Here is a 26,465-nt window from a genome sequence, read left to right on the forward strand (position 1 = left end):
TCGTCACTGCTCGGTGGAGATTAGTATCCGCTTCTCTGGACCGGAGCCGGGATGGTTCCGCCGTTCAGATCTGCTTCCTGTTCGGCCGGGGCCGTTTCCGCTCCGGCCGGTGCGCCGGCCGCTGCCGCTGCCGCTTCGGCGGCCTCGGCTTCCCGGGCCTCGGCCGCCCGGGCTGACTCCCCGGCCGGCTCAGGGGCCGCACCGGCCGGCGCTACCGGCTGAGTCAGCACTTTGGGTGCTTCGATCAGCACAGTGGGAGGGGTGCCTTCCTCCGCCGGCACGGGGTTCCCCGTGACCGCGAGAGTTTCCAGATCAATGCTGCCGAAGGTCGAGGACGTCACCATGCCCAGATCAGTGGCCGCCGTGGCCAGAACCTGGGGCGCCTGGTGGTTTTCCAGCTGCTGCGTCAGGGCTTCATTGCGCTGTGCCAGCTCGGTCCGCTCGTTCTGCAGCTGGACCAGCTGGTACTGCCCGCTCGAAACGGAGATGTTGAGCAGCAGCACAGCACCGAGTCCAAGGATCATGGCGAGAAAGCAAAAGATGAACAGAGGTGCCCGGCGGCGGCTTTTGACGCCGGCACCACCGACAGGGGCGTCCGGCGGCGGGGAGCGGAAGGGGCCGGGGCCGTCCGCGGGCTCCACTCGAGAGCGCGCGCGGTGTTCCCGTGGGTTGCCCGGCGGACAGCTCCTGTGGCTGCGTGCGGCCGCGTCTGTACCTGCGTCATGATCCCGACCTGTCGCTCGCGGTTCGGATCCGCTCCACGGCCCGCAGCTTCGCGGAGGCGGCACGGGGATTCTCGGCAATTTCAGCATCGGTGGGAACCTCGGTTCCCTTGGTCAGGCGCTGCAGCTGCGCCTTGTGCTCGTCAAGTTCCACCGGAAAGCCCTTGGGCGCGGACGAACGCGCGCCGGCGGCAAAGACGCCCTTGACGATCTTGTCTTCCAGCGAGTGATAGGACATCACCACTACCCTGCCGCCAAGTTTCAGGACGGAAAGCGAGGCGGGGACGGCACGCTCCAAGACGTCCAGTTCCTCGTTGACTTCGATCCGCAGTGCCTGAAAGGTCCGCTTGGCCGGGTGTCCCCCGGTGCGGGCGGCACCGGCGGGCACCACGGTGCGTATAGCGTCCACCAGCTCACCCGTGGTGCTGAACGGCTTCACGGCGCGGGTTGAGACAATGGCGGAAGCTATCCGGCCGGCAAATTTTTCTTCTCCCCATTTGCGGATGACGGCTACGAGGTCTGACTCGCTGTACGTGTTGACGATGTCTGCCGCCGTGCGCCCGCGGCTGGTGTCCATCCGCATGTCCAGCGGTGCATCATAGGAGTAGGCGAAGCCGCGGTCGCGCTCGTCGAGCTGCAGGGACGATACCCCCAGGTCAAAGAGCGCTCCGTCGATGCCGTCAAAGCCCAGGTCGGTGACGACGTCGGCAATCTCGTCATACACGGCATGCACCAGGTCGATGCGGTCCTTGAAGGGGGAAAGGCGTTCGCCCGCCAGGGCCAGTGCCTGCCGGTCCCGGTCGATGCCGATCACATGCAGCTGCGGGAAGCGCGCCAGCATGGCTTCCGTGTGGCCGCCCATGCCGAGCGTGGCATCCACGACGACGGCGGAACCATGGTCGGCCACGGCTCTTCGATTGCCGGAGCCAGCAGATTAATGCAGCGGTCACGCAGCACCGGAACATGCCGTTCTTCGGTTGGGCGTTCTTCGCTCATCTGCTGTCCTTCCGCGTCCTGGGACGGCGGCGTAGTTCTTATATCAGACCCCCATCCGCGCCTCGCACTGCCTGCGCCTGGCTCCGGGGAAGTGAGTCAGGTGCCGGCCTTGCGGGGCGGCTGGAGATCTCATGCAAGAAACCGCTGCGGTCCGGTCTCTGTTTGCTGGTTGTTCAGTGGTGCTGGTGCGGTGCTGCCGGACTAGAAGAGACCGGGCATGGTGTCCCCGTCGGTTTCCGAGAACGCCGTTTCCTGCTCCTCGAGGTAGATTTGCCACGCGTTTGCGTCCCAGATTTCCGCCCTTGTTCCCGCCCCGATCACGGCCAGTTCACGGCCGAGTCCGGCGTAGGCCCGCAGCGCCGGCGGAATGGTGATCCGACCCTGCTTGTCCGGGACTTCATCGGAGGCTCCCGACAGAAAGACCCGAATGTAATCCCGTGCCTGACGCGAGGAAAGCGGAGCTTCCCGCATCTGCTCATGGACCCGTTCGAACTCCTTCTGGCTAAACACGTAGATGCAGCGTTCCTGGCCCCTTGTCAGCACCAGTCCCCCGGCCAGTTCCTCGCGGAACTTTGCCGGCAGGATGATCCGCCCCTTCTCGTCCAGGCGAGGTGAATGTGTTCCGAGGAACATCAGTCACCACCCGTCTGATTGGAAGAAGTTCCTCCTGCGCTGCCCCTACACTCTTATGGCCTCCACTTTACTCCACTTCCCTCCACAGTCAACGATATCGGGGACCTTCGCGCGGCGCGCCGCACCTTTTCTTCCCCGTAACGGCGCAGGACGTGCCTAGTGGAGGACAAACGCCGGAAGACGCCGTGCAGGGTGCCCCTGCCACCCGTCCTTAAGCACAAAAAGACCCGCCGCAGCGGGTCTTTTCCGTGTTTATCGAGCCGGTGGAGGAAGGTGGAGCATCGGCGGGCTATTGATCGCGCTTGCGCTCATCCCACTTGCTTTCCAGGTTGCTCATGAAGTTCTTCGAGGAACTCGCCTCGCGTTCCTTCTTCCGCGCCGGAGAACTGACCTGCGCTCCGCGTTTGCCCCGCGTCGTCGCGTAGTACACGCCCGAGCCCATGACCAGGAATCCAAGAACCCCCAGGAGCAGGCTCCACGGCATTTCAAGGGACACCCCGCGGAGGAGCAGCGCAATGCCTGCCACTGCGACCAGGGCTCCGATCACTATCCGCCGGGTCGAAATCCCGGCGCCGGCCGGCGTCGCCATCGAATTCGCAAACTTGGGGTCCTCGGCGTGTAATTGCTGCTCCAACTGGTCCAGCAAGCGCTGCTCGTGTTCCGAGAGTGCCATTACTGCCTCCTTGCGGTCCGAAATACTCTGTAACTCAACCAACGTTCCCGGTAGCGGGGCGGTTCCCGCCCCGGATTCCGGGCGACTGCGGAGGCACCCCGGGATAAATTCCGGGTTCCGCCGGGACCCATGACCCGGAGAGAACGCGTGTTGTGTCTACGTCTTAGGATAGGTGGCATTCTGATCCGGGGAAAGCGGCGGCGGCGCGGGGGTAAAACTTTCCGCGCAGGGCTTAGGCCGGACGCTGGTCCTGCGGTGGAGCCTGCCCCGGTCCGCGGTCGGGACGGCCCCTGCGCGAGCCGCCGAGGAGGCGGGCAGGCATGACGCCGAGCTCGCCGAAGCGGGCATTGATCTTGTCCAGAGTGTCTTCCGCCGACTTCCAGTTATCATCCCGGCCGTCAAGGGTCAGCTGGACCGCCGCGCCCTCCGCCTGCTCCAGCCGTTCGGCCCGAAGACCAATCAGGCGGACGCTCATTCGCCGTGGCCCCAGGGCCGTGAGCAGAGCTCGCGTCTCCTCATAAATCAGCTGGGCACTGTCCACGGGTTCCCGCAGAGTGCGGGTGCGCGTGAGGGTCGAGAAATCGGCGTAACGCAGCTTGAGGGAGACCGCGCGGCTCTGCAGTCCGGCGGCCCTGAGGCGTGCCGCCGTCTTGTGCGCCAGCCGCAGCAGCTCCGTGTGCAGGGTTTCGTCGTCGGAGACGTCCCGGGGAAAGGTTTCTTCCGCCCCGATGCTCTTTTCCCGCCGCACCGGAGTAACTCTCCGCTGGTCCCTTCCCCATGCCAGCTCGTACACATGCTCACCCGTGGCGCCGAGCAGCCGCCGGAGGACGGTCACCGGCGTCCGCGCGACATCTTCAACCGTCGAAATACCCACGCGGGCCAGGGTTTCCCGGGTCTTGGCCCCTACGCCCCATAAAGCCGAAACATCCAGGGTGTGCAGATAGGCCACGGTCTCGTCGCTCGGAATCAGCAGGAGCCCGTCGGGTTTGGACCGGGTGGAGGCGATCTTGGCCACGAACTTGGTGGCGGCGATTCCCACGCTCGCCGTAATGCCGAGCTCCGCGGCCACCCGCCGCCGGATCAGCTCGCCGATGGCCCGCGGAGGTCCCAGCAGGCGCATGGCTCCGGCAATATCCAGGAAGGCCTCATCCACGCTGAGCGGTTCCACCAGCGGTGTGATGGATTCGAAGATGGCCATCAGCCGCCCCGACACTTCACGGTAATCCTCCTGATGCGGTTCCAGGATGACCGCCTGCGGACACTGCCGGTAGGCCACCGACATGGGCATGGCGGAATGGACTCCGTACCGCCGCGCCTCGTAGGAAGCCGACAGGACGACGCTCCTGCCCCCGAGCCCGCCCACGATGATCGGGCGGCCCGCGAGCTCAGGGCGCTTCAGCAGCTCCACCGAGACATAGAAGGCATCCATGTCCACATGCATGATGGTGCAGTCGCGGTTTTCGCTGGGGCCGTTGCTCACTACTTCATGGTAGACAACGGGTCCGGCGTTTTCGTTTCGCCTAGACTGGGGACCAGATCCTGACCCCCACTTAAGATGCGGACACCCATGAAGAAGCCCCTGATCGCACTGACTGCTGCCGCCCTCCTGCTGGCCGCGTCCGGCTGCACCCCGGATTCCGGTGGTTCCACGGACGCCGGCACGGCGGAACCCACTGCCGCCGCAGCGTCGCCCACGGCCGGCGCGTCCACCTCGCCGTCCCCCTCCCCAACGGCTGCGGATTCCGCTTCCCCCGGCGCCCCGGCTTCCCCCGACAGCTCGGCAGGCCCGTCGGGACCGGCCACCAGCGCCGCCATTGCTGATGGATTCCCCATCGACATTGTTTCGCTCATGCCCGGCTCAACGGCGCTGTCCACCAGCTTCGAAGAGACTCCCGAACTGTTCACAGCCTCGCTGACGGCTTCCACAAGCTCGTCCGCCGAGGAGATCCTCGCGCACTACGAGGCTGAGTTCGAGTCGCAGGGCTTCACCTCGGGTGAGGCCGGGAAGCAGGGGACCACCACCGTGCAGACGTTTGTCCGCTCCGGCGGCACCGACACGGCCAACGTCGCCGTCGTTCCCCGTGACGGCAGCTTCACCTATACGGCCAGCATTAACACGCTTCCCGAGTCAGCCCAGTAGCCCGGCATGGGAAATCTTCCCGCCGCCGACGCGGCCGCAGCCGGTGAGCTGGCAGCCCGTGAGCAGGCAGAGTACCGAAAGCTATTGGCCAGCGAACTGGACGCCTTCCTTGCAGAGCAGCAGGCCGTGCTTCAGGAGGTGTCGATGGAGTCGCTGCCGCTTCTGGACGCCGTGTCCTCGCTGGCCCAGGGCGGCAAACGGCTGCGGGCACTGCTCAATTACTGGGGCTGGCGCGGCGCCGGCGGACCCGAACTGGGCGGAGCACCCGTGCGGGCCGGCGTCGCCCTGGAACTGTTCCAAAGCGCAGCCCTGATCCATGACGACATCATTGACCGCTCCGACACCCGCCGCGGCGGCCCCAGTGTCCATCGGCGGTTCAGCACCGCGCACAGCGAAGCAGCCTGGCATCTGGACGGAACCCACTTCGGGTCCTCCGCAGCCATCCTCGCCGGGGACCTCTGCCTGTCACTGAGCGAGGAGATGTTCTCAGCGGTCGGCGCCCAAGCTGCCCACGGCACACCGGCCAGGCGGATCTTCAACCGGATGCGCACCGAAGTCATGGCCGGCCAGTACCTGGACATCCTCGAAGAAGTGGTCGGGCCAACGCATCAGCCCGAGCGCGCCGTCGTCCGCGCCCGCAACATTCTCCGCTTCAAGTCGGCGAAATACACCACGGAACATCCGCTGACCCTGGGCGGAGCACTCGCCGGCGCCTCCGGGGACCTGCTGGACTGGTACTCGCGTTTCGCCCTTCCCCTGGGGAGGCGTTCCAGCTGCGCGACGACGTGCTGGGCGTGTTTGGCGACCCGGATCAAACCGGCAAGCCCGCCGGTGACGACCTGCGCGAGGGCAAGCGAACGGTGCTGATTGCCTACGCGCTGTCGCTCGGCGGTCCTTCGGCACGGGAAGTCATTGGTTCCGCGCTGGGCCGGGCCGACCTGAACGACGACGGCGTGACCAGGCTCCGCGGGATCATCGAGGAATCCGGAGCCCTGGCCGCCACTGAAGCCCTCATCGACGGGCATACCAGGGCAGCGTTCGACGCCCTGCAGCAGATGCCCGTCGACGACGTTGCCCGGGCCGCCCTGACGGCCCTCGCCCACGCGGCGGTCACCCGCTCGGCCTGACCGTTCCCGCCCCCGCATACGGCGTACGCCGGGATGCGGGCAGGGCCCAGAACGCAGCAGCGGCTCCCGTTCCACGGGAGCCGCTGCTGCGTTAACTCTGTCTTAGTTCGCTGTGCTAAGACGCCGCTACCAGCCCAGGGCCTGGGCGCGGCGGCGGATCTCCGTTTTTCGGCCCTCGCGGAGGGCGTCCACCGGACGCCCCGGCAACGAGTCATCCGCAGTAAACAGCCAGCGGATCATTTCTTCGTCGTTGTAGCCGGCATCAATGAGTACCGAAATGGTGCCCTTCAAGCTGTCCAGCACAGCGCCGTCGGCCACGAAGGCAGCCGGGATGCTGCGGATTTTCCGCTCCCCGAGCCGCACGGCCACCAGCGCGCGCTCTTCGAGCAGGCTGTGCACCTTGGTAATGGAAACATTCAGTTGTTCAGCCACGTCGGGCAGGGTCAGCCAGTCGGAAACAAGTTCCTCGAGTTCAGTCACTGTCCTAGGTTCCCACGAGAACCCGGTTGGGGGCCACTTCCGACCCGTTGCGCAACCGGAATACGCGTTCTCAAGGTACTCGGGTAGGCCAGGAACCACCGGTAGTGTAAATTCGCATACGTCACAGAAATCACTTCTGTCACGCTCGCACCACTACTTGTATATGGTCGAGTTGCGGTAAAGGCCGCGCCGTCTACAGATGAGGAAACAGCCCTTTATGACTGCTCAGTCGATTCAGGGAAGCAATTCCCCCGTTCCAGCTCCAGGGGAATGCCCCGCAAACTGAGTGTTGCGGTGACCACCGCGGCCATCCCCGCCGTGATGATGTCGGCGCTCGCGCTTGCCGAACCGGCCCAGGCAGCGCCCGTAACCCCGGATGCCACGCTCTTCCCGCAGCTTCCGCTGCAGGCCATCAAGAACCTGACCGCGGGAACGGCGAACGTCGTCGCCCCCTCACAGCTGGCTGCGCAGATTCCCGTGACCATTGCTGCAGAATCCAGCACGCCGTCGGTCCACCGCATCGCACCGGGTGACACGGTCAGCTCCATTGCCGCGCGTTACGGCCTGGCTCTGGACGAAGTCCTCCGCGTGAACAACCTGCAGAGCGACTCGCTCATCTTTGCCGGCGAGGAACTGCGCCTGCCGGCAGCAGGTTCCCCGGCACCGGACGCCGCTCCCCGCGCCGCGGGGCACCTACACCGTAAAAGCCGGCGATACCCTCAGCGCAATCGCGGCGTCGCACGGTGTGAGCCTCGACAGTGTCCTGGCGGCCAACAGCCTGACCCTTACCTCGATTATCCGTCCCGGCCAAGAGATCGCCCTCTCCGGCGGCGCCGTGGCCGGAGCGTCCGCAGCTCCCGCCGCGCCAGCTCCAGGGACAAGCCACACGGTAGCACCCGGTGACACCCTGACCGGGATCGCCGCCCGCCACAATGTCAGCCTTTCCGCCCTCATGTCGGCCAACGGCATGGACGGCAGCACCGTCCTGTTCCCGGGAGACGCCGTCGTCCTTCCCGGTGCCGGAGTAACAACGCTCGCCACAGCTCCGGCCGAAGCCCCTCCGGCGGACTTGGTTCCCAATACGTTCCTGCACTACACGTATCCGGACCACGTCGTCGCGGACGCCAATACGAACAAGCACGCGCTGAATGCCACTGCAGTTCCGAGCCGTGCCGATATGCAGCAGATCGTCGCACAGACCGCAGTCCAGATGGGCGTTGACCCCGCCCTGGCAATGGCCTTTTCCTTCCAGGAGTCAGGCTTCGACCAGCGTGCCGTATCCCCCGCCAATGCCATTGGTGCCATGCAGGTCATTCCGAGTTCCGGCGACTGGGCCTCCGACCTCGTCGGACGCCAGCTGAACCTGCTGGACCCCCATGACAATGCGACGGCCGGTGTCGCGATCATCCGCTCACTGATCCGCACAAGCGACAGCCTGGAAACCGCAGTGGCTTCCTATTACCAGGGCCAGTACTCGGTAACGACCCAGGGGATGTTTGAGGACACGCGCGGCTACGTGGCGTCGGTGCTGGCACACCGCCAGTCCTTCTCCTAGCAGCGACGCCCCTTACCGGGCACGGCGGGCAGGGTCCGGATCGGGTGTCGATCCGGACCCTGCCTGTCTGCGCACGTAGGATCGTAGAGTGCATGAATCCGTGAATGACTCCCTCGTCGGCACCGTAGTGGATGACCGCTACCGGGTGCTCTCCCGTATTGCCCGCGGAGGAATGTCCACCGTTTACCTGGCCACCGACCTGCGGCTGGACCGGGACGTCGCCCTCAAGGTCCTGTATCCGCACCTTGCCGCCGACCCCGGCTTTCTTGACCGCTTCGAGCGGGAGGCCAAGTCCGCCGCCCGGCTTTCCCACCCGCACGTCGTCGGCGTACTGGACCAGGGATTTTCCGACAATCTCGCCTATCTGGTCATGGAGTACGTTCCCGGCAAGACGCTGCGGGAACTGCTGGAGGCCCGGACCCGCCTGACCCCGCGGCTGGCCCTGGCCCTGCTGGACGCGGTCGTGGACGGCCTGGCCGAAGCCCATGACGCGGGAATGATCCACCGCGACGTCAAGCCCGAAAACGTGCTGCTTGCCGACAACGGCAGCATCAAGATTGCCGACTTCGGCCTGGCCCGCGCCGTTTCCACCAGCACCAGCACCGGCACCCTGGTGGGAACAGTCGCCTATCTGGCGCCGGAACTGGTCACCGGCACCGGCGCCGATGAGCGCAGCGACGTTTACTCCGCCGGAATCATGCTTTACGAAATGCTCACCGGCCGCCAGCCCTTCACCGGCACGGCACCCATCCAGGTCGCTTTCCAGCATGTGCATTCCACCGTTCCTGCTCCGTCCGGCGCATGCCCCGGACTGGCCTCGGATTTGGACGAGCTGGTCCGCTGGTGCACCGACCCCAACCCGGATAACCGCCCCGTCGACGGTAAGGCGCTTCTGGGCGAACTCCGCCATATTCGGACCTCGCTCACCGATGAGCAGCTCGATTTCCACTGCGGCGGCCCTTCGGAGGACTTATCTCCGTCCCCTTCCGGAGCCACTGAGGTCCTCAGCGCGGCAGCTGCCACCACGGCGGCGCTTGCCCGGCCGCCCGCCGGGGCCACCGAGGTAATCTCCACCGCCGGCGCTGCCGGGGCCGGTGCGGCGGGTGCGGCGGGTGCGGCGGGTGCGGCGGGTGCCGGAGCGTATCCCACGGAAGTTATTCGCCGGTCCGAGAACGCCACCAGCGTCTTTCCCGCGGGTGGCAGCGGAACAGGCCGCAACCGGTTTGGCCCGGCGGACCCGGACGGTTACTCCGGGGGCGGCGACGGCGGCACCAGTGACCGTGACGACTCCGGAGGCGGCCGGCCGGAACCCGGATCCCGGAGTGAACGGCGGCAGGCCCGCCGGGAAGCCAAGGCCCGCGAACGGCAGTCCAGCCGCGAGGCCCACCGCCCCGAGATGTCCCTGCGCCGCGGGCGTCCCCGCCGGCGCGGAGCCCTCCTGCTGGTGCTGGCCGTGCTGCTCATTGCCGCCGCGGTCTTCACCGGCTGGTTCTTTGGCCGCGGGCCGGGTGCCGTGGTGGCCGTACCCGACGTCGCCAATGTCTCACGGGAAGCAGCCGGGGCCCTGCTGCGCGGGGAGGGACTCCAGTACTCGACGAACGAAATCCATGACGAAATCGTCGCCGCCGGACTCGCCGTGGGCACTGATCCCGATGCACCGGCCGAGATCCGGCGCTTCCAGCCGGTGACCCTGCTCATCAGCAAGGGACCGGAGCTGTTCGATGTCCCCAATGTCGTGCAGCGGACAGTGGAGGCGGCGTCGGAGAACATTACCGATGCCGGGCTTTCCGTCGGGGCCGTCACTGAGGAATACAGTGAGACCGTGGATGCCGGCAAGGTCATCAGCCAGTTCCCGGCACCCGACACACAGCTGCGGCGCGATACTTCCGTGAACATTGTTGTGTCCCTCGGCCCTGCACCTGTGGAAGTTCCCTCCCTCCTGGGCAAGTCTGAAGACGAAGCAATACAGCTCCTCGAAGAGGCCGGCCTTACTGCCGAGATCCTGCCCGGGCAGGTGAACAGCCGTGATGTTCCCGCCGGATCAGTGGCCGGCCAAACCCCGGAGTCCGGTCTGGTGGAACGCGGGACGGCCGTCACCCTCACCATCTCCAAGGGACCGGTCATGGTAGAGGTGCCCGGGGTCGTCCGCCAGTCACCCGACGAGGCACGGGCACAGCTGGAAGGCCTCGGTTTCCAGGTCCAGATCAATGAACTGCTGGGCGGGCTGCTGGGCATTGTCCAGTCGCAGGACCCAGCCGGCGGCTCCATGGCTCCCGAGGGCTCCGTGATTACCCTGCGCGTGGTCTGACCCCGGCGCAGTGTCCCTTGCGCGGTCCGGCCCCGCCGCAGTGTCCCTTTGCGCGGTCCGGCCCCGCCGCCGTCCGTACGCCTCCGCCCGGGGACGCCTGAGGGGACGGTCCTGGATACTCCCGAACCGTCCCCTCAGCGCTGCAGATCCATAATGCCGGCTGTCGCGCGGCTGGCTAGCCCTGGCGGGACAGGGCCCCTGCCACCAGGAACGCCATTTCCAGGGACTGCATGTGATTCAGGCGCGGATCGCAGACTGACTCGTAACCCTCCAGGAACGCTTCCTGGTCGATTGGATCGGCTCCGCCCAGGCACTCGGCAACGTCATCACCGGTCATTTCCACGTGCAGTCCGCCCGGGAACGTGCCCAGGGAGTCGTGGACCTCGAAGAAGCCGCGGACTTCGTCCATCACGTCGTCGAAGTTGCGTGTCTTGTACCCGTTGGGAGAGGTGACCGTGTTGCCGTGCATCGGATCGGTGACCCACAGGACCTGGGCTCCGGATGCGGTGACGCGTTCCACCAGCGGGGGCAGCTTTTCGCGGATGTTGCCGGCGCCCATGCGGGTGATGAAGGTGAGCCGCCCCGGTTCGCGGTCCGGATCCAGCTTGTCGATGAGGGCCAGTGCGTCCTCCGGCTTGGTGCCCGGACCCAGCTTGACGCCGATGGGGTTGCGGACCCTGGAGAGGAACTCCACGTGCGCCGAGTCGAGGTCACGGGTGCGTTCACCAATCCACAGGAAGTGCCCCGACGTGTCATAGGGCCGTCCGGTGCGGGAATCGATGCGGGTCAGGGCGCGCTCATAATCCAGCAGCAGCGCCTCGTGGCTGGCGAAGAACTCCACCCGCTTGAGTGCCTCAAAATCGGCACCGCAGGCATCCATAAACCGTACGGCGCGGTCAATCTCGCGGGCCAGCGATTCGTACCGCGAGTGCGCGGGGTTGGCGGTGAAGCCCTTGTTCCAGTGGTGTACCAGCCGAAGGTCGGCAAACCCGCCCTGCGTGAACGCGCGGATCAGGTTCAGCGTGGAAGCGGACGTGTGGTAGGCACGGACCATTCGTGCCGGATTGTGCTCCCGGGACTCGGGGGTGAAGTCGTAACCGTTGACCATGTCTCCGCGGTAGGCCGGGAGCGTCACCCCCGCGCGGGTCTCGTCGTTCGAGGAGCGGGGCTTGGCGAACTGACCGGCCATCCGCCCCATCTTGATGACCGGCAGCGAGGCGCCGTAGGTCAGGACGACGGCCATCTGCAGGATCGTCTTCACCCTGGCACTGATCTTGTCGGCCGTTGCGCCGTCGAACGTTTCGGCGCAGTCACCGCCCTGCAGGAGGAAGGCCTTGCCCTGGGCTGCCGCGGCCAGCCGGTCCCGGAGGATATCGACTTCGCCGGCGAAGACCAGCGGAGGAACCATTGACAGCTCGGCGACGGCTGCCGGATAACCCGGGTGGTCCTGCCAGGACGGCTGCTGGAGCGCCGGCAGGGACCGCCAGTCATCGAGGCCGGGATACTCCGCAGCGCCCTGGCGGGGGGCGGTGGAAAAGTCTGACGCGTTGTCTACGGGAGTGTAAGTCACGTCTTTAAGGGTACTGTCTGCACCCCTCCTGGACAGAAGCCGCACGCCGGAGAGCGTAATCTGACGCTGCCGGTCCGCAACACTGCGGGCGCTTCCGAAAGGTCCCGCCGCTGATCCTAAGCGCTGTGGGGTTCGGTGTCTTCGGGTTCCGCTCCCGCTGCGGCACCTGACGCAGCGGACGGGTCCGCCGCGGCAGGAGGCGCAGCGGCAGGAGGCGCAGCGGCGGGCAGTGTTTTCCGCCGGCGTCCAATAGTCGTCACGGTACCCGGCTTCCGCGGAGATCTCCGGGCCGGCGGGACGGCGTTGTTCCCGGCGGCTTCCTCCCCGGCGCGCACTGTACCTCCCGTCACGGCGTCCGAAGCGGCAGAAGCATCCGGCGCACTGCTTGCGGCGCCGCCGTCCGCGCCGGCTGCCGGGCGTGAACGCCCGCCCGGCTCCGCTGGCCGAACGGCAGGCGTCCCGGTCCCGCCGGACACTCCACCGGGGCTGCGCGGCTCGGTAAGGCGCACCGCCGCGCTGCGGGCTTCAGCGCCCTTGGAGACCTTCCGGGCGGCCGCCTGCTTTTCCTTCATGGTGCTTGCATAAACGTCGACATATTCCTGGCCGGAAAGACGCATCAGCTCGTACATGATTTCGTCGGTGACGGAGCGCTGGATGAACCTGTCGTTCTCCATCCCGGCGTAGCGGGAGAAATCCAGCGGCTCACCGACGATGATCCCGATGCGCCGGATATTGGGAATCCTCCGGCCGATCGGCTGGACCTTGTCCGTGCCGATCATCGCCACCGGAATCACCGGAACGCCGGTTTTCAACACCAGCTTGGCCACACCGGTCTTCCCCCGGTACAGCCGTCCGTCGGGGCTGCGTGTGCCTTCCGGGTAGATCCCCAGCAGTCCGCCGTTCTCCAGGACGTCCACGCCGGCGGAGAGGGAGCTTGCCGACGCCGCGCCGCCGGACCGATCCATCGGGAGCTGGTTGGTGAGCCGGAAGAATGCCGCTGTGAGCTTGCCTTTGAGGCCTTTGCCCGTGAAGTACTCCGACTTTGCCAGAAAGCTCACCGGGCGCGGCACCGCAAGCGGCAGGAAAATCGAGTCGGAGAAGGACAAGTGGTTGCTCACCAGCACCGCCGGACCCGTTTCGGGCACGTTGTTCATGCCTTTGACCCAGGGCCTGAAGAGCAGATTGACCACCGGCCCGATGAAAATGGTCTTCATCACCCAATAGAACACGTAAGCCAGCTCTCCCGTCCGGACATAACAAATCAGGGACCCGGTTTGGATTCCCCAACTCCTACTCTATGCGCCCACCCGGCCGCGTTGAATTCTGCACCAAACCAGCGCCCCGGCTTGGGCGCTGCAGGGGTGGAAAACACGCAGCTCAATGCAACCATAGTGTTATGACTTCCCCACTGGCCCCAGCCGGCTTCTCCAGCAACGGGCATGGCGCCAACGCCGCCACCGGAGTGCTCTTGAGCCACGGCTTCACGGGCTCTCCCGTCAGCCTCGCCGCATGGGCCCGGCATTTGTCCGATTTGGGATACGCCGTGCGCCTGCCGCTGCTTCCGGGACACGGCACCACCTGGCAGGAGCTGGCCCGCACTCCTGGGAGCTCTGGTACGACGCCTATGACCGGGCCTATCAGGAGCTCGCGGAGGGCACCGACCGAGTGTTCGCCGCCGGACTCTCCATGGGAGGGACCCTGGCCCTGCGGCTGGCTGCGCACCGGCCCGTTGCGGGGGTAGCCGTGGTGAACCCGGGCCTGACCATTGACGATCCCCGCGCGCGGTACTCCGGACTGCTGAAGTATGTCCAGAAATCCGTCCCTGCGATTGCCAACAACATCAAGCTCGAAGGCCAGGACGAAGGAGCCTATTCGCGGACTCCGGTGGGCGGAGTGCATCAGCTAATGCGTCTGTTTAAGGACACGACGGCGGTGCTGCCGCGCATCACTTCACCAGTCCTTGCCTTCCGGTCTACAGTTGATTTGGTGGTCCCCGAATCGAGCATGGATGTCCTGCGCCGATACGTCGGCAGCACGCTGGAAGCGGTTTCGCTGGAGAACAGCTACCACGTTGCCACCATGGACCACGACGCGCCCTTGATTTTTGACCGTTCCCATCAGTTCATCCAAAGGATCAGCGCAGGTGCTGCAGCATGAAAGAACGTGAACCGGAACGCAACGAATCCACTGATGAAACCATTTGGCAGGATCTGGTTTCCCGGCTGGAGAACATGCCCGCCGATGGAACACACGGCGGCCGGGGCACACCCGGCGCCGGACCGTCGGTGGGACCCGGGGGCAACCCCGGCGCGGCGGGACCGGTAACCGGACCGCCTGCCACCGGAACTCCTCCGCCGGCGTCCGCGGAGGAGGCAGGATCAGCGGGTGGGAACGGTGAGGCAGGAGAGCCTGGAGCGGGAACAGCGGGTGCCTCCCGCGGTTCCGCACCCCGCTCCCCCGCTGAGCGCACCCGTGCCATTTTCGAAAACCAGCCGTTCCGGGACGCGCCGCCCCGGGGCCCGCGCGATTACGACGAGCCCGAGGAGCTCGAGTCCGAAGGTGAGTTCGTGCCGCCTGAACCGCCGCCGTTCAGCACGGGCGAGCCGCTCGTTGTGCTGGCCTGGATCGGAGCCCTGGGCGGACCACTGCTGCTGCTGCTCTTCGCCATGTTCTGGCGGGGCGCCCCCGTGGCCGTCATCCTGGGGGTAATCGCACTCTTCGGTGCGGCAGCCGCCTACCTGCTCTTCAGGCTGCCGCAGCACCGCGACGACGACGGCGCCGCCGTCTAGGGCAGCGCCGCCGCTACACGGCGGAGCGGCACAGCGGGGAGCGGCACACTGCGCGGGTGCCACACGCTGCAGCGCACGCCGGCGGCCCGGGGGCCATCATCAGCGGCGGGCGGCTATCCGGGACAGGTCCGCGGCACCGATCATGCCGGCAGCGGGCCCGAGCGCCGCAAGCTCCAGCCGCGCGGCAGGCCGGAATCCGCGGCCGGTCAGGTTGCGGGCAAAGGACCGGCGCGCTGGTTCCAGCAGCAGGTCACCGGCAGCGCTCAGGCCACCGCCGACAACGAACATTCCCGGATCCAGCGCAGCGGCCAGGTTAGCCAGGCCAAGTCCGAGCCACTGCCCCACCTCTTCCAGCAGCTCCACCGACGCCTGGTCGCCTTCGAGTGCCATTCGGGTCACCACGGCCCCGGTTATGGCACTGATATCCCCATTGACGGCGCGCAGCAGCTCCTGCGCCACCGGAGAATTGGCGGCGGCCAGTTCCCGGGCTTCCCGGCCGAGGGCATTTCCCGACGCGTACTGCTCCCAGCAGCCGCGGTTCCCGCACTCGCACCGCTGGCCGGACGGCATGATGATCTGGTGGCCGAACTCGCCCGCCACACCAAACCTCCCGCGCTCCAGCCGGCCGTCCATGATCATGGCACCGCCAATCCCGGTTCCCAGAGTCACACACACCATGCGGCTCTGCCCCAGGCCCGAACCAAACCGCCACTCAGCCCAGGCCGCGCCGTCGGCGTCGTTTACCAGGTATACGCGCCGGCGCAGCAGCCGCTCGAGATTTTCGCGCAGCGGTTCGTTGCGCCAGGCCAGATGCGGACTAAACAGCACAGTGCTGCCGGCGAGGTCCATCCAGCCCGCCGCACCGATGCCGACCGACCAGACGTGGTGGTTGGCGGAGAGCTCACTCACCAGGTCCACAATGACCGATTCCACTTCACGGGGGTCCTGGCCGGGCGTGGAGCGGCGGGCCTCGGCGATAACCCGGCCGTCGCCGTCCACCAGCCCGGCCGCCACTTTGGTGCCGCCAATATCGATGCCGATGGCCAGTCCGCGGCGGCGCATCCGGTTGGGCAGCCGCATGGGGCGGCGGGCGGGGAAAGGCTCAACGGCACGGCGCTGCCAAAGAAGAGGGGCAGGACGGGGCACAGGCGCTGGGTTAACGGGACGCATCAACATCCAAGTGTATTCTTCGGCCGGCCATGCCGCGAAAGCGTTATTGGTTCGAGAAGTTACTCACCGGTATTTATTGTGATCTACGCTATAGGCTGGGCGTTAATGTCTGCGCAGCGTCTGCCGGCCAGTCGGATATCAAAGGAGCTATCGTGCGTGAATACAGTGTTCCCCCTCTGGTGGAATCACCGTTGGAGACCAACACCACCGAACTATTGCTGGAGCAGGCGGCCAAGCCCTCCAATCCCGCCCTCTTTTCGGTGCGCGGAGCGGACGGCGCCTGGGCTCCGATTACAGCCACGGAGTTCCTGGCGGATGTCCGGGCCCTGGCCAAGGGCTTTGCCGCTTCCGGTGTCGAGCCGGGTGACCGGGTGGGCATCATGGCCCGCACCCGGTACGAGTGGACGCTGGTGGACTTTGCCCTCTGGTTCGCCGGGGCCGTTTCAGTTCCAATTTATGAGACGTCCTCGCCGTCCCAGGTTGCCTGGATCCTCAGCGATTCCGGTGCCGTGGGCGTGGTTGTCGAAGCCGCGCGCCACGAGAATGTGGTCCGCCAGGCGGCCGTCGAGGAGGACCTTGACGCGGTAAGGAATGTCTGGCAGATCGACGGCCAGGGGCTCGATGAGCTCCGGACAGCCGGAGCCGCCGTCTCGGACGGGGACCTGGAGGCCCGCCGCTCCAAGGCCACCCTGGATGACACCGCCACCATCATTTACACCTCGGGAACCACCGGGCGGCCCAAGGGCTGCGATTTAACCCACGGCAACTTCGTAAACCTCTCCCGCAATGCTGCCGCTGCGCAGCCCGAGGTATGCCGTGAGGGCGCACAAACCATCATGTTCCTGCCGCTGGCCCATGTGTTCGCACGCTTCATCTCCGTGCTCTGCGTGACCTCCGGAGCCACCGTGGCCCACACCGCCGATGTGAAGAACCTGCTCCCGGACCTGCAAAGCTTCCAGCCGGATTTCCTGCTCGTTGTTCCCCGCGTCTTCGAGAAGGTCTACAACTCTTCCATGCTCAAGGCCGAAGACGGCGGCAAGGGCAAGATCTTCCACGCCGGAGCCAAGACGGCCATCGAATGGTCCAAGGCGCAGGAAGCCGGCAAGGTACCGCTGAGCCTCAAGGTCAAACATGCGGTCTTTGACCGGCTTCTCTACGGAAAGATCCGCACCGCCATGGGCGGCCGGGTCAAGTACGCGATTTCGGGCGGTGCGCCGCTGGGCGACCGGCTGGGCCACTTCTTCCACGGAATCGGTGTGACAGTGCTGGAAGGTTACGGGCTGACCGAAACCACGGCCCCGGTGACCGTCAACACTCCCAAGCTGACCAAGATCGGCACCGTCGGCGCACCGCTGCCGGGCAACGCCGTCCGGATAGCCGACGACGGCGAAATCCTGGCCAAGGGCGTCAGCGTGATGAAGGGCTACTACAACCGCCCGGATCTCACGGCTGAAAACTTCACGGACGGCTGGTTCCACACCGGTGACATTGGTCAGCTGGACAATGACGGCTTCCTGAAGATCACCGGCCGCAAGAAGGAAATCATTGTCACTGCCAGTGGGAAGAACGTGGTTCCGGCGATACTGGAGGACAGCATCCGCGCCGATGCCATCGTCTCCCAGTGCGTTGTGGTGGGAGATCAGCGGCCGTTCATCTCCGCCCTGATCACTCTGGATGAGGAAGCCCTGCCGGGATGGCTGGAACGCCACAAGCTGCCGGCCGGGACGACGGTAGCCGAAGCGGGCGAAACGGAACAGCTGCAGCAGGAGCTCCGGGCCCTGGTGGCCTCGGCCAATAAAACGGTGTCGCAGGCGGAAGCCATTAAGGTCTTCCGCGTGGTGCCGTCCGATTTCACTGAAGCCAGCGGGCACCTGACTCCCTCCTGAAGATCAAGCGGGCCCAGGTCCTGAAGGATTTCTCCGCTGTGGTGGAGGAAATTTACAGCCGACAAAAGGTCTAACGGCAGCACAGGCGGGAACAGCGGCAGGGCGGGTCCGGAGTATCGGACCCGCCCTGCCGCTGTTCCCGACACCGGAGTCCCAGCCGGGGCCGGTGTGTTCCTCTACACCGTCGGCGCGGCTACCCGGCAGCGCCTGCCGTTCCGCTGGGCAGCGACAGCAGCGCGTTCTCCACCACTTCGGTCAGCGCCGGATGGATCCAGTACTGTCCCGACGCCATCGTCCGGGCATCCAGGCCGAAGGACATGGCCTGGATCAGCGGCTGAATCAGCATGGACGCCTCATGCCCCATGATGTGTGCGCCGAGCAGCCGTCCGGTTTCCTTCTCGGCCAGCAGTTTCACGAAACCGGTGGTGTCTTCCATGGCCCAGCCGTACGCGGTGGAGCCGTATTCCTGTACCGCGAGGGCGAGCTCAACACCGCGGGCTTCGGTGTCCCGGCATGCTTCCTCCTCCGTCAGGCCCACTGACGCGATCTGCGGGCTGCTGAAAACCGCAGAGGGCACAAACCTGTGGTCGCTGCGCCGCAGGTCGTCCGGGTGCACCAGGTTGTGGGCCACCGTCCGCGCCTCGTGGTTGGCCACGTGCTTGAGCTGGTAGTCGCTGCTGACGTCGCCAAGCGCCCACACGCCGTCGGCCGGTTTTCCGTTCCTCAGCACCCGCTGGTAGTCATCGACCACGAGGCGGCCGTCCGGACGGAGGTCGAAGCCGGCCGCCCCGACACCGAGCCGGTCGGTGTTGGGGACACGGCCCGTCGCCACCAGCACCAGGTCCGTGTCGAGTGCGGTTCCTCCGCCGGGTCCCTGCAGCTGTGCCCGGACCGAGCCGTCGGGATTCTCGGTCAGCGAGGTGACCCGCGTACCCAGCCGCACGTCCCACTGGCGGGAGGCAGCCTCGGTGAAGCGTTCGGCAATGGTGGCGTCCATGGCCCGCAGCAGCGGAGCCGAGCGGGCCGCCATCGTGACCTTGGCACCGAACGCGGAGAACACGAAGCCGAATTCAGCTGCTATGTACCCGCCGCCGATAATGAGGATCCGCCCGGGGAGGTCGGGGATGCGCATTACGGTGTCGGAGGTGTGCACCTGCGGCAGGTCCATGCCGGGAATGTCCGGCAGCACCGGCCGGGATCCGGCCGCCACCACGATCTGGTCCGCTGTGATCCGCTGGCCGTCGTCCGTTTCAAGGGCATGCCCGCTGACGAACCGTACATGCTGCTCATAGAGCGTGACGTTCTCCAGCTCCTCGGCCCGGTACCGCCGTCCGCCCTCGGAGATGGAATCGATCCGGGTGAAAATCCGGTCACGAATGTCGCGCCAGTGCACCTTCTCCAGGGTTTGGTCCACGCCCAGGCGCGCCGCGTCTGCTCCGGCTGCAGCGAGCTGCGCCGGATAGACGAACATCTTCGTGGGGATGCACCCCACATTCAGGCAGGTTCCGCCGAAGGTTCCCCGTCGATGACGGCAACCTTTTTGCCGTCCCAGTCGGGGGTGATCAGGGAATTGCCTGAACCGGAGCCAATGATGGCCAAATCAAAGTGAGTCACGGTTCCAGTCTAGAGCCGGGAAGGCCCCGGGATCCCTTCGGATTCCGGGGCCTTCGCGTTTTTCGCGCTTTCACTGCCGGGGCGGCAGGGCCGGGCTAGCTGTCGCTCGCGTCGATGACCACGAGCAGGTCTCCGCCCTGCACCTGCTCGACGGCGGAGATCGCCACCCGCGACACGGTCCCGGCCATGGGAGCCGTGATGGACGCTTCCATCTTCATGGCTTCGATGGTGGCGACGGTTTCCCCGGCGGCCACCTCCTCCCCGTCCTTGACGGTGATCGTCACGGCACCGGCGAAGGGCGCTGCCACATGCCCGGGGTTGCCGGGATCGGCCTGCTCGGCCACCTTGGCCTCGGACTGCACGCTGCGGTCGCGGACCATGACCGGACGCATCTGGCCGTTGAGGGTGGTCATGACCTGCCGCATACCCTTTTCGTCGGGCTCGCCGACCGCTTCGAGCGTGGCGATCAGGCGCACGCCCTTCTCAAGTTCCACCACATGCTCGGTTCCGCGCTGCAAACCGTAGAGGTAGTCACGGGTGTCCAGGACCGACACGTCTCCGTAGGTTTCGCGGACCGTGGCAAATTCCTTCGCCGGGCCCGGGAACAGGAGGCGGTTCAGCGTTTCCCGCCGCGTGGCCGAATCCCCCGCCAGCCCGGCGCGGTCCACCTCGGTGAGCTCGGCGTCGCGCACCTTGACGGTGCGGCCCTGGAGGGCCTTGGTCCGGAAGGGTTCGGGCCAGCCGCCGGGCGGGTTGCCCAGTTCACCGCTGAGGAACCCGATGACTGAATCCGGAATGTCGAAATTCTGCGGGTTTTCCTCGAAGTCCGCCGGGGACACGTTGCTTCCCACCAGCTGCAGGGCCAGGTCGCCGACAACCTTGGACGACGGCGTGACCTTAACCAGGCGGCCCAAAATGCGGTCCGCCGCGGTGTACATGTCCTCGATAGCCTCGAACCGCTCACCCAGGCCCAGCGCGATGGCCTGCTGGCGGAGGTTGGAGAGCTGACCGCCGGGGATCTCGTGCTGGTACACGCGGCCCGTGGGCCCGGCGAGGCCGGACTCGAACGGAGCATAGACCCGGCGCACGGCTTCCCAGTAAGGCTCCATGGCGCTGACCGCGTCCAGGTCCAGGCCCGTGTCCCGTTCGGTATGGGCCAGCGAGGCCACCAGCGAGGATGCGGAGGGCTGGCTGGTGGTGCCCGCGAGCGAAGCGCTGGCGACATCGACGGCGTCGACCCCGGCCTCGGCGGCCGCGAGCAGCGTGGCCAGCTGGCCGCCGGCGGTGTCGTGGGTGTGCAGGTGGACCGGCAGGTCGAAGCGCTCCCGCAGTGCTGCCACCAGCTTCGCGGCGGCGGCGGGGCGCAGCAGCCCGGCCATGTCCTTGATCGCCAGGATGTGGGCGCCGGCGTCCACCATCTGCTGGGCGAGGTCCAGATAATAGTCCAGCGTGTACAGCGTCTCGTCCGGATCCATCATGTCCGCCGTGTAGCACAGGGCGACCTCGGCGACGGCGGTGCCCGTGGCACGCACGGCGCGGATGGCCGGCTCCATCTGCTCGACGTCGTTCAGCGCATCGAAGATCCGGAAGATGTCCACCCCGGCATCTGCGGCTTCGGAGACAAACGCTTCGGTGACCTCGGTGGGGTACGGCGTGTAACCCACCGTGTTGCGGCCGCGCAGGAGCATCTGAATGCAGATGTTCGGCAGCGCCCGCCGCAGGGATGCCAGCCGTTCCCAGGGGTCTTCGCCAAGGAAGCGCAGGGCGACGTCGTACGTCGCACCGCCCCAGGCTTCGACCGAGAGCAGCTCCGGCGTCAGCGCCGCCACTGCGGGTGCGGCCAGCAGCAGGTCCGGGTGCGGACCCGGGTCGCCAGCAGCGACTGGTGCGCGTCGCGGAAGGTGGTGTCGGTGACGGCCAGAGCCTGCTGCGCCCGGAGTTCCGCCGCAAACTTTTCCGGACCCAGTTCCTGCAGGCGCTGGCGCGAGCCGGCACGGACCTCCGGAAGGTCGGCGGGAAGCTTGTCGGCCGGGTCGACGTGGACTGTCAGCTCGCCGTGCGGCTTATTGACCGTGGTGTCTGCCAGCCAGTTCAGCAGCCGGGAACCGCGGTCCGCGGAACCGCGGGCATTGAGCAGCTCGGGGCGTTCCTCGATGAAGGAGGTCGCGACGTCGCCGGCGATGAAGTCCGGATCGTCCAGTACGGCCTGCAGGAAGGAGATGTTGGAGGAGACACCGCGGATGCGGAACTCAGCCAGGGCACGGCGTGCACGGTTCACCGCTGCAGGGTAGGTGCGCCCGCGGCAGGTCAGTTTCACCAGCATGGAGTCGAAGTGGGGACTGATATCGGCACCGGCGTACACCGTACCGCCGTCGAGCCGCACACCGGCGCCGCCGGCCGAGCGGTAGCCGCTGATCTTCCCGACATCGGGGCGGAAACCGTTGGCCGGGTCCTCGGTGGTGATCCGGCACTGCAGCGCCGCACCGCGCACCTGCAGTTCGTCCTGCCTCAGGCCCAGGTCCCCGAGGCTCTCACCGGCGGCAATCCGCAGCTGGGACTGCACGAGGTCGACGTCGGTAATTTCCTCGGTAACCGTGTGCTCGACCTGGATGCGCGGATTCATTTCAATGAAGACATGCTGTCCGGCGCGTTCCCCGACAGTATCCACCAGGAACTCCACGGTGCCGGCGTTCTCGTACTTCAGTGCCTTGGCGAATTTCACGGCGTCCCGGTACAGGGCCTGCCGGATGCTCTCGTCCAGGTTGGGGGCCGGTGCGATCTCGATGACCTTCTGGTGGCGGCGCTGCAGGGAGCAGTCCCGCTCGAAGAGGTGGATGACGCTGCCCTCGCCGTCGGCCAGGATCTGCACCTCGATGTGCCGGGGCCGGAGCACCGCCTGTTCAAGGAACACGGTGGAATCGCCAAATGCGGTGTCGGCTTCGCGCATGGCGGCGCTTAGCGCGTCGGGAAGATCCTTCGCAGTGTCGACACGGCGCATTCCCCGGCCTCCTCCGCCGGCAACCGCCTTGACGAAGATGGGAAAGCCGATCTCTTCGGCTTCGGCGAGCAGCTTTTCCGGATCGGAGCTCGGCTGGGTGGAGCGCAGGACCGGTATCCCGGCTTCCCGTGCGGCGTTTAGTGCGTGGACCTTGTGTCCGGCAAGCTCCAAGATGTCAGCCGCGGGGCCCACGAAGGTGATGCCCGCTTCCTGCGCCGCCCGGGCAAGCTGGGGGTTCTCGGAGAGGAACCCGTACCCCGGGTAAATGGCGTCACACCCTGATTCCTTCGCAACCCGGATAATTTCGTCCACGTCCAGGTAGGCACGCACGGGATGCCCTTCCTCGCCGATCAGGTAGGCTTCGTCGGCCTTCTGCCGGTGAATGGAATTGCGGTCCTCATACGGGAACACAGCAACAGTTTTCACCCCCAGCTCATAGGCTGCCCTGAAGGCGCGGATCGCGATTTCTCCGCGGTTGGCTACGAGTATCTTCGAGAACATTGCTCTCCTGCATCGTTGCGGGCTGAGGGACAGCCGGGGTACCGCCGTCCTCATTCGGATTCTAGTCCAGACTATTTCACCGCGGCGATCCACAGCCGCAGACGTAACGCTCCTTATAGTTCCTCGTGTACGCCACCCCTGCAAACTCTGCGCTGCAGGAGTTACCACCGGGCGTCACATAGAATGAAGCTGCAGCCTCACAAGGGCCCCGCTCGTGATCCCTAGACACGTTAGGTTTTGGTTTAACAAGTGCAAGTAGTGAGCATCAGCAGTCTTAAGGGCGGCGTGGGCAAGACTTCAGTGACGCTTGGACTGGCATCGGCTGCACTGGCAGCAGGAATTCCCACCCTCGTGGTGGACTTGGACCCGCATGCGGATGCCACTACCGGCCTGGGGGTTACCGCCTCCGACAAACCGGGCATCGGTGAGATGCTCAAGAACTCGCGCCGCGCCCAGCTGGCCGACAATGTGGTCTCGAGCGGCTGGGTCGCTAATGACCGCCGCACCCGAACCGCCGGCCACAAGCGCCAGCCCATCCTCGACGTCGCCATGGGCTCCGCGTTTTCCGGCATTTACGACCGCCCCGACCTGGGAAAGCGCGACCTCAAGCGCCTCTCCACCCTGCTCGGCCGCGTCAGCGGCTACGGGTTGGTCCTGATCGACTGCCCGCCGTCCCTCAACGGTCTCACCCGGATCGCATGGACCGCGAGCAACCGCGTCCTCCTGGTCGCCGAGCCCGGCCTGTTTTCCGTGGCCGGCACCGAACGGACCATGCGTGCCCTGGAACTGTTCCGCAAGGAATTTGCGCCGAACCTGGCTCCGGCGGGGATCATCGCCAACCGGGTCCGTTCCGGTTCCAACGAGCATACGTTCCGGCTCGCGGAAATGAAGCAGATGTTCGGAGACCTGCTCCTGACCCCGACCATCGCCGAGCAGGCCAACTGGCAGCAGATCCAGGGCGCCGCACACTCCGTGCATCACTGGCCCGGCGAGTCGGCCAAGCAGGCGGCGTCGACGTTCGATGAGCTGTTGAAGAACCTCGTGGAGACCGGAACCGTCCGCAACCGGGTCATCCGCCGCGCCGGCTAGTCCTTTCCGCAACAAAAAATTGCAGGCACCGGAATATCCGATGCCTGCACGCTGCGTATCGTAAGCCTGCTCGGGCCCGGCCGATCCTGCCGCGGTTAGCTGATCTTGCGGGCAATCCGCCGCTGGCTTAGTTCGTCTCCGGGAAAGGTATGCTCGCCCACCCGCTCGCTGGGCAGCTGGGCAAGGCTCCCCTCCACTTCGCGCCAGACGCGCCCAACGGCGATTCCGAAAACGCCCTGCCCGCCCTGTACGAGGTCAATGACTTCGTCGGCGGAGGTGCACTCATACACGCTGGCGCCGTCGCTCATCAGGGTGATCTGAGCCAGGTCTTCGACGCCGCGCTCGCGCAGGTGCTCCACGGCCGTGCGGATTTGCTGCAGAGAGACGCCCGTATCCAGCAGCCGTTTGACCACTTTGAGGACCAGAATGTCGCGGAAGCTGTACAGCCGCTGCGTACCGGAACCGGAGGCGCCGCGCACCGCGGGTTCCACGAGGCCGGTGCGGGCCCAGTAGTCGAGCTGGCGGTACGTTATTCCCGCCGCTTTGCATGCAGTGGGGCCCCGGTAGCCTGCGTCCTCGTCGAGAACGGGCAGATCCTCGGTAAACAGCAAGCCCTGGGCTCCGGGAACCTTGCCCGGTGCAGCGGCGTGGGTCTGCTCGCCGGCATCGCCTTTCGGACTCACTTGTGCCTCCTTGTAGCGGTTCCCGGGGGGGTGGCGCGGGTAAAGGGGTCAGGATCGACTTCCTTCAGTGTGCCCCGCGGAACCTCTCAGGGGAAGAACCCCGGAAAGAGGAAGAGCGGAGAACCGTGCAGTGGGAACTCTATGCTTCGACGTTAGATCTGACCCGGTCCAAGGTCAAAGATGCCGGCTCTTTTCTCCAGGCGTGTCGAATCAGCGCTCGAAGTCCTCGGGCTCCACGTCGGCCAGGAACTCCCGGAACTGGCGCAGCTCGCGCTCTGCGTTCTCCTGGTCCTCCTCGTCCTCTTCGTCCTCATCGGCGTCGGCGATCCGCACACCGGCTTCGTCCAGGACTGCCTCCGCACAGAGAATGGGACAGTGTGCCCTCAGCGCCACCGCGATGGCGTCGGAAGCCCGGGAACTCACGGTGACTCCGTTGTCGAAAACAAGCTCGGCATAGAACACTGTATCCTCCACCGAGACCAGGCGGACCTCGCTGACGCTGCGGCCGAGGGCCGTTACCACGGAGGCGAGAAGGTCGTGGGTCATGGGCCGGGGCGGGACGATGCCCTGCTGGACGAAAGCGATCGCGCTGGCTTCCGGTGCACCGATCCAAATGGGCAAATGCCGTTCGCCGTTAACTTCCTTGAGCAGGACCAGCGGCTGGTTGGACGGCAGCTCGATGCGGACGCCCACCACTTCAACTTCACGCATGCTCCTCAGCCTTCCATTCGTGCGATATGCCCGTTGACCAGGGCACTGTGCAAGTTCAGGCAGAGATCACTGATCTCGCGCGCTGTCTCGGCCGCACGGGCCTTGGACGCGACATCCCGGCGCGAGGCCAGGGGTGCCACGACGCTCTCCACCAGCCCCAGCTCTCGGTCTGCTGCCGCACGGAACGGCCGAAGGTGCCGCGGTTCGATGCCGTGGGCCTGAAGTTTGGCGGACGCTTTCGCAACCTTGAGCGCATGTTCATCGAACACCCCGTGGTCCGCGCCGTTGCCGGCGGAAGCGATGAGGCCGTAGCCGGCCAGGTTCCGGACCAGATCGGCTGAGGCACCGGATTCCCGGACCAGTTCATCAAAGGTCAGGGCGCGGGCGTAGGTGCGGGCCGAAAGCTCCCCCGCAAGCTGGTCGGAGACGGCGCGGGGCGTCAGCGACATTCCTCCGGGCAGGGACTCGGGGCGTTCGCCGCGGTCGATGGCGTCCAGGTAGTCCTTGATGACTTTCAGCGGAAGATACTGGTCCCGCTGCAGCGCCAGCACGAACCGCAGGCGCTCGACGTCGGCGGACGTGTACTTCCGGTAGCCGGCTGCTGTTCGCTGCGGAGTGACCAGGCCCTTTTCTTCCAGGAACCGGATCTTGGAGGCACTGATACCGGGAAAATCGGCGCTGAGCTCGCCGAGCACCTCACCAATATTGAGCACACGGCCGCGCAGGCGCTCGTTCCCCGTTCCCAGGGTCCGCCTGACGGGCTGTGATGCTGCCATACCTAGTACCTATTCCCTCACTAATCCTGTGGGCATCCGGCCGG

15 protein-coding genes and 7 pseudogenes are annotated in these 26,465 nt (G+C 66.2%); 8 read left to right on the forward strand and 14 right to left on the reverse strand.

The genetic code is table 11. From position 1 onward, the window contains the following. Nucleotides 1–20: 20 nt before the first annotated feature. The 5 genes and pseudogenes from OL239_RS13300 to dinB all read right to left on the reverse strand — a co-directional run bounded on the left by OL239_RS13300 (nucleotide 21) and on the right by dinB (nucleotide 4,504). Complete coding sequence (locus OL239_RS13300; RefSeq protein WP_268909342.1) at nucleotides 21–524, reverse strand: hypothetical protein; 504 nt, start codon at nucleotides 522–524, stop codon at nucleotides 21–23. 196 nt (nucleotides 525–720) lie between these two features. Then, nucleotides 721–1,718, reverse strand: a pseudogene (rsmH, locus tag OL239_RS13305) (16S rRNA (cytosine(1402)-N(4))-methyltransferase RsmH). Nucleotides 1,719–1,919: 201 nt separating this feature from the next. After that, nucleotides 1,920–2,351 carry a division/cell wall cluster transcriptional repressor MraZ gene (gene mraZ, locus OL239_RS13310; protein ID WP_268909343.1) on the reverse strand — a complete coding sequence of 144 codons (432 nt, stop codon included), beginning with the start codon at nucleotides 2,349–2,351 and terminating at the stop codon, nucleotides 1,920–1,922. Nucleotides 2,352–2,640: 289 nt separating this feature from the next. Beyond that, nucleotides 2,641–3,024: a DUF3040 domain-containing protein gene (locus OL239_RS13315; RefSeq protein WP_268909344.1), complete on the reverse strand. Its 384-nt coding sequence runs from the start codon at nucleotides 3,022–3,024 to the stop codon at nucleotides 2,641–2,643. 232 nt (nucleotides 3,025–3,256) lie between these two features. Next, on the reverse strand, nucleotides 3,257–4,504 hold the full coding sequence (dinB, locus tag OL239_RS13320) for a DNA polymerase IV (RefSeq protein WP_268909345.1): 1,248 nt from the start codon (nucleotides 4,502–4,504) through the stop codon (nucleotides 3,257–3,259). Nucleotides 4,505–4,591: 87 nt separating this feature from the next. Here dinB and OL239_RS13325 point away from each other — a divergent pair, with 87 nt between their 5' ends. Beyond that, nucleotides 4,592–5,164: a hypothetical protein gene (locus OL239_RS13325; protein WP_268909346.1), complete on the forward strand. Its 573-nt coding sequence runs from the start codon at nucleotides 4,592–4,594 to the stop codon at nucleotides 5,162–5,164. A gap of 6 nt (nucleotides 5,165–5,170) precedes the next feature. Continuing rightward, a pseudogene (locus tag OL239_RS13330) lies at nucleotides 5,171–6,291 on the forward strand (polyprenyl synthetase family protein). Nucleotides 6,292–6,417: 126 nt separating this feature from the next. Here the strand turns inward: OL239_RS13330 and OL239_RS13335 are convergent. Next, nucleotides 6,418–6,771, reverse strand: a complete 354-nt coding sequence (locus tag OL239_RS13335; protein ID WP_268909347.1) for an Rv2175c family DNA-binding protein — start codon at nucleotides 6,769–6,771, stop codon at nucleotides 6,418–6,420. 745 nt (nucleotides 6,772–7,516) lie between these two features. On the opposite strand from OL239_RS13335, the gene OL239_RS19615 reads away from it, so the two are divergent. Then, nucleotides 7,517–8,326: a lytic transglycosylase gene (locus tag OL239_RS19615; protein ID WP_329609223.1), complete on the forward strand. Its 810-nt coding sequence runs from the start codon at nucleotides 7,517–7,519 to the stop codon at nucleotides 8,324–8,326. 88 nt (nucleotides 8,327–8,414) lie between these two features. Continuing rightward, nucleotides 8,415–10,634, forward strand: a complete 2,220-nt coding sequence (locus tag OL239_RS13345) for a Stk1 family PASTA domain-containing Ser/Thr kinase (protein WP_268909348.1) — start codon at nucleotides 8,415–8,417, stop codon at nucleotides 10,632–10,634. Between the two features lie 175 nt (nucleotides 10,635–10,809). Here the strand turns inward: OL239_RS13345 and OL239_RS13350 are convergent, their stop codons facing one another. Continuing rightward, nucleotides 10,810–12,204, reverse strand: a complete 1,395-nt coding sequence (locus OL239_RS13350) for a class II 3-deoxy-7-phosphoheptulonate synthase (RefSeq protein ID WP_268909349.1) — start codon at nucleotides 12,202–12,204, stop codon at nucleotides 10,810–10,812. Nucleotides 12,205–12,775: 571 nt separating this feature from the next. Continuing rightward, a pseudogene (locus OL239_RS13355) lies at nucleotides 12,776–13,433 on the reverse strand (lysophospholipid acyltransferase family protein); the annotation flags it as partial. Nucleotides 13,434–13,600: 167 nt separating this feature from the next. On the opposite strand from OL239_RS13355, the pseudogene OL239_RS13360 reads away from it, so the two are divergent. After that, nucleotides 13,601–14,361, forward strand: a pseudogene (locus OL239_RS13360) (alpha/beta hydrolase). Further along, nucleotides 14,358–14,993 carry a hypothetical protein gene (locus OL239_RS13365; RefSeq protein WP_268909350.1) on the forward strand — a complete coding sequence of 212 codons (636 nt, stop codon included), beginning with the start codon at nucleotides 14,358–14,360 and terminating at the stop codon, nucleotides 14,991–14,993. Before OL239_RS13360 ends, OL239_RS13365 begins: the two are co-directional and overlap by 4 nt. Before the next feature lie 99 nt (nucleotides 14,994–15,092). Here OL239_RS13365 and OL239_RS13370 read toward each other — a convergent pair whose 3' ends face one another. Next, nucleotides 15,093–16,073 (reverse strand): ROK family glucokinase, encoded by a 981-nt coding sequence (locus OL239_RS13370; RefSeq protein WP_268909351.1) that lies wholly within the window; start codon nucleotides 16,071–16,073, stop codon nucleotides 15,093–15,095. A 242-nt stretch (nucleotides 16,074–16,315) separates the two neighbouring features. On the opposite strand from OL239_RS13370, the pseudogene OL239_RS13375 reads away from it, so the two are divergent. Next, nucleotides 16,316–18,123 (forward strand): annotated as a pseudogene (locus tag OL239_RS13375) (AMP-dependent synthetase/ligase). Nucleotides 18,124–18,242: 119 nt separating this feature from the next. On the opposite strand, the pseudogene OL239_RS13380 reads toward OL239_RS13375, so the two are convergent. Together OL239_RS13380 and OL239_RS13385 are read right to left on the reverse strand one after the other, a co-directional pair. Further along, nucleotides 18,243–19,663, reverse strand: a pseudogene (locus OL239_RS13380) (mycothione reductase). A gap of 95 nt (nucleotides 19,664–19,758) precedes the next feature. After that, nucleotides 19,759–23,162: pseudogene (locus OL239_RS13385) on the reverse strand (pyruvate carboxylase). A 249-nt stretch (nucleotides 23,163–23,411) separates the two neighbouring features. Between OL239_RS13385 and OL239_RS13390 the strand changes: the two are divergent. Continuing rightward, nucleotides 23,412–24,251 carry a ParA family protein gene (locus tag OL239_RS13390; RefSeq protein ID WP_268909352.1) on the forward strand — a complete coding sequence of 280 codons (840 nt, stop codon included), beginning with the start codon at nucleotides 23,412–23,414 and terminating at the stop codon, nucleotides 24,249–24,251. Between the two features lie 95 nt (nucleotides 24,252–24,346). Here the strand turns inward: OL239_RS13390 and OL239_RS13395 are convergent, their stop codons facing one another. From OL239_RS13395 to ftsR, 3 genes are all read right to left on the reverse strand, one after another. Next, complete coding sequence (locus OL239_RS13395) at nucleotides 24,347–24,934, reverse strand: MerR family transcriptional regulator (RefSeq protein ID WP_329609225.1); 588 nt, start codon at nucleotides 24,932–24,934, stop codon at nucleotides 24,347–24,349. 210 nt (nucleotides 24,935–25,144) lie between these two features. Then, entirely contained in the window at nucleotides 25,145–25,645 is a 501-nt protein-coding gene (locus OL239_RS13400; protein ID WP_268909353.1) for a bifunctional nuclease family protein, read from the reverse strand. Nucleotides 25,646–25,650: 5 nt separating this feature from the next. Next, nucleotides 25,651–26,421 (reverse strand): transcriptional regulator FtsR, encoded by a 771-nt coding sequence (gene ftsR, locus OL239_RS13405; protein ID WP_268909354.1) that lies wholly within the window; start codon nucleotides 26,419–26,421, stop codon nucleotides 25,651–25,653. Nucleotides 26,422–26,465 lie beyond the last annotated feature (44 nt).

It is taken from the genome of Arthrobacter sp. ATA002 (assembly GCF_026898095.1).
Taxonomy (GTDB): Bacteria; Actinomycetota; Actinomycetes; order Actinomycetales; family Micrococcaceae; genus Arthrobacter_B.

Bases quoted from the DNA above. Each gene is read 5' to 3' on its own strand.
- OL239_RS13300 (WP_268909342.1), bottom strand. From the start codon at position 524: ATGATCCTTGGACTCGGTGCTGTGCTGCTGCTCAACATCTCCGTTTCG.
- mraZ (WP_268909343.1), bottom strand. From the start codon at position 2,351: ATGTTCCTCGGAACACATTCACCTCGCCTGGACGAGAAGGGGCGGATC.
- OL239_RS13315 (WP_268909344.1), bottom strand. From the start codon at position 3,024: ATGGCACTCTCGGAACACGAGCAGCGCTTGCTGGACCAGTTGGAGCAG.
- OL239_RS13325 (WP_268909346.1), top strand. From the start codon at position 4,592: ATGAAGAAGCCCCTGATCGCACTGACTGCTGCCGCCCTCCTGCTGGCC.
- OL239_RS13365 (WP_268909350.1), top strand. From the start codon at position 14,358: ATGAAAGAACGTGAACCGGAACGCAACGAATCCACTGATGAAACCATT.
- OL239_RS13370 (WP_268909351.1), bottom strand. From the start codon at position 16,073: ATGCGGCTGCCCAACCGGATGCGCCGCCGCGGACTGGCCATCGGCATC.
- OL239_RS13400 (WP_268909353.1), bottom strand. From the start codon at position 25,645: ATGCGTGAAGTTGAAGTGGTGGGCGTCCGCATCGAGCTGCCGTCCAAC.
- ftsR (WP_268909354.1), bottom strand. From the start codon at position 26,421: ATGGCAGCATCACAGCCCGTCAGGCGGACCCTGGGAACGGGGAACGAG.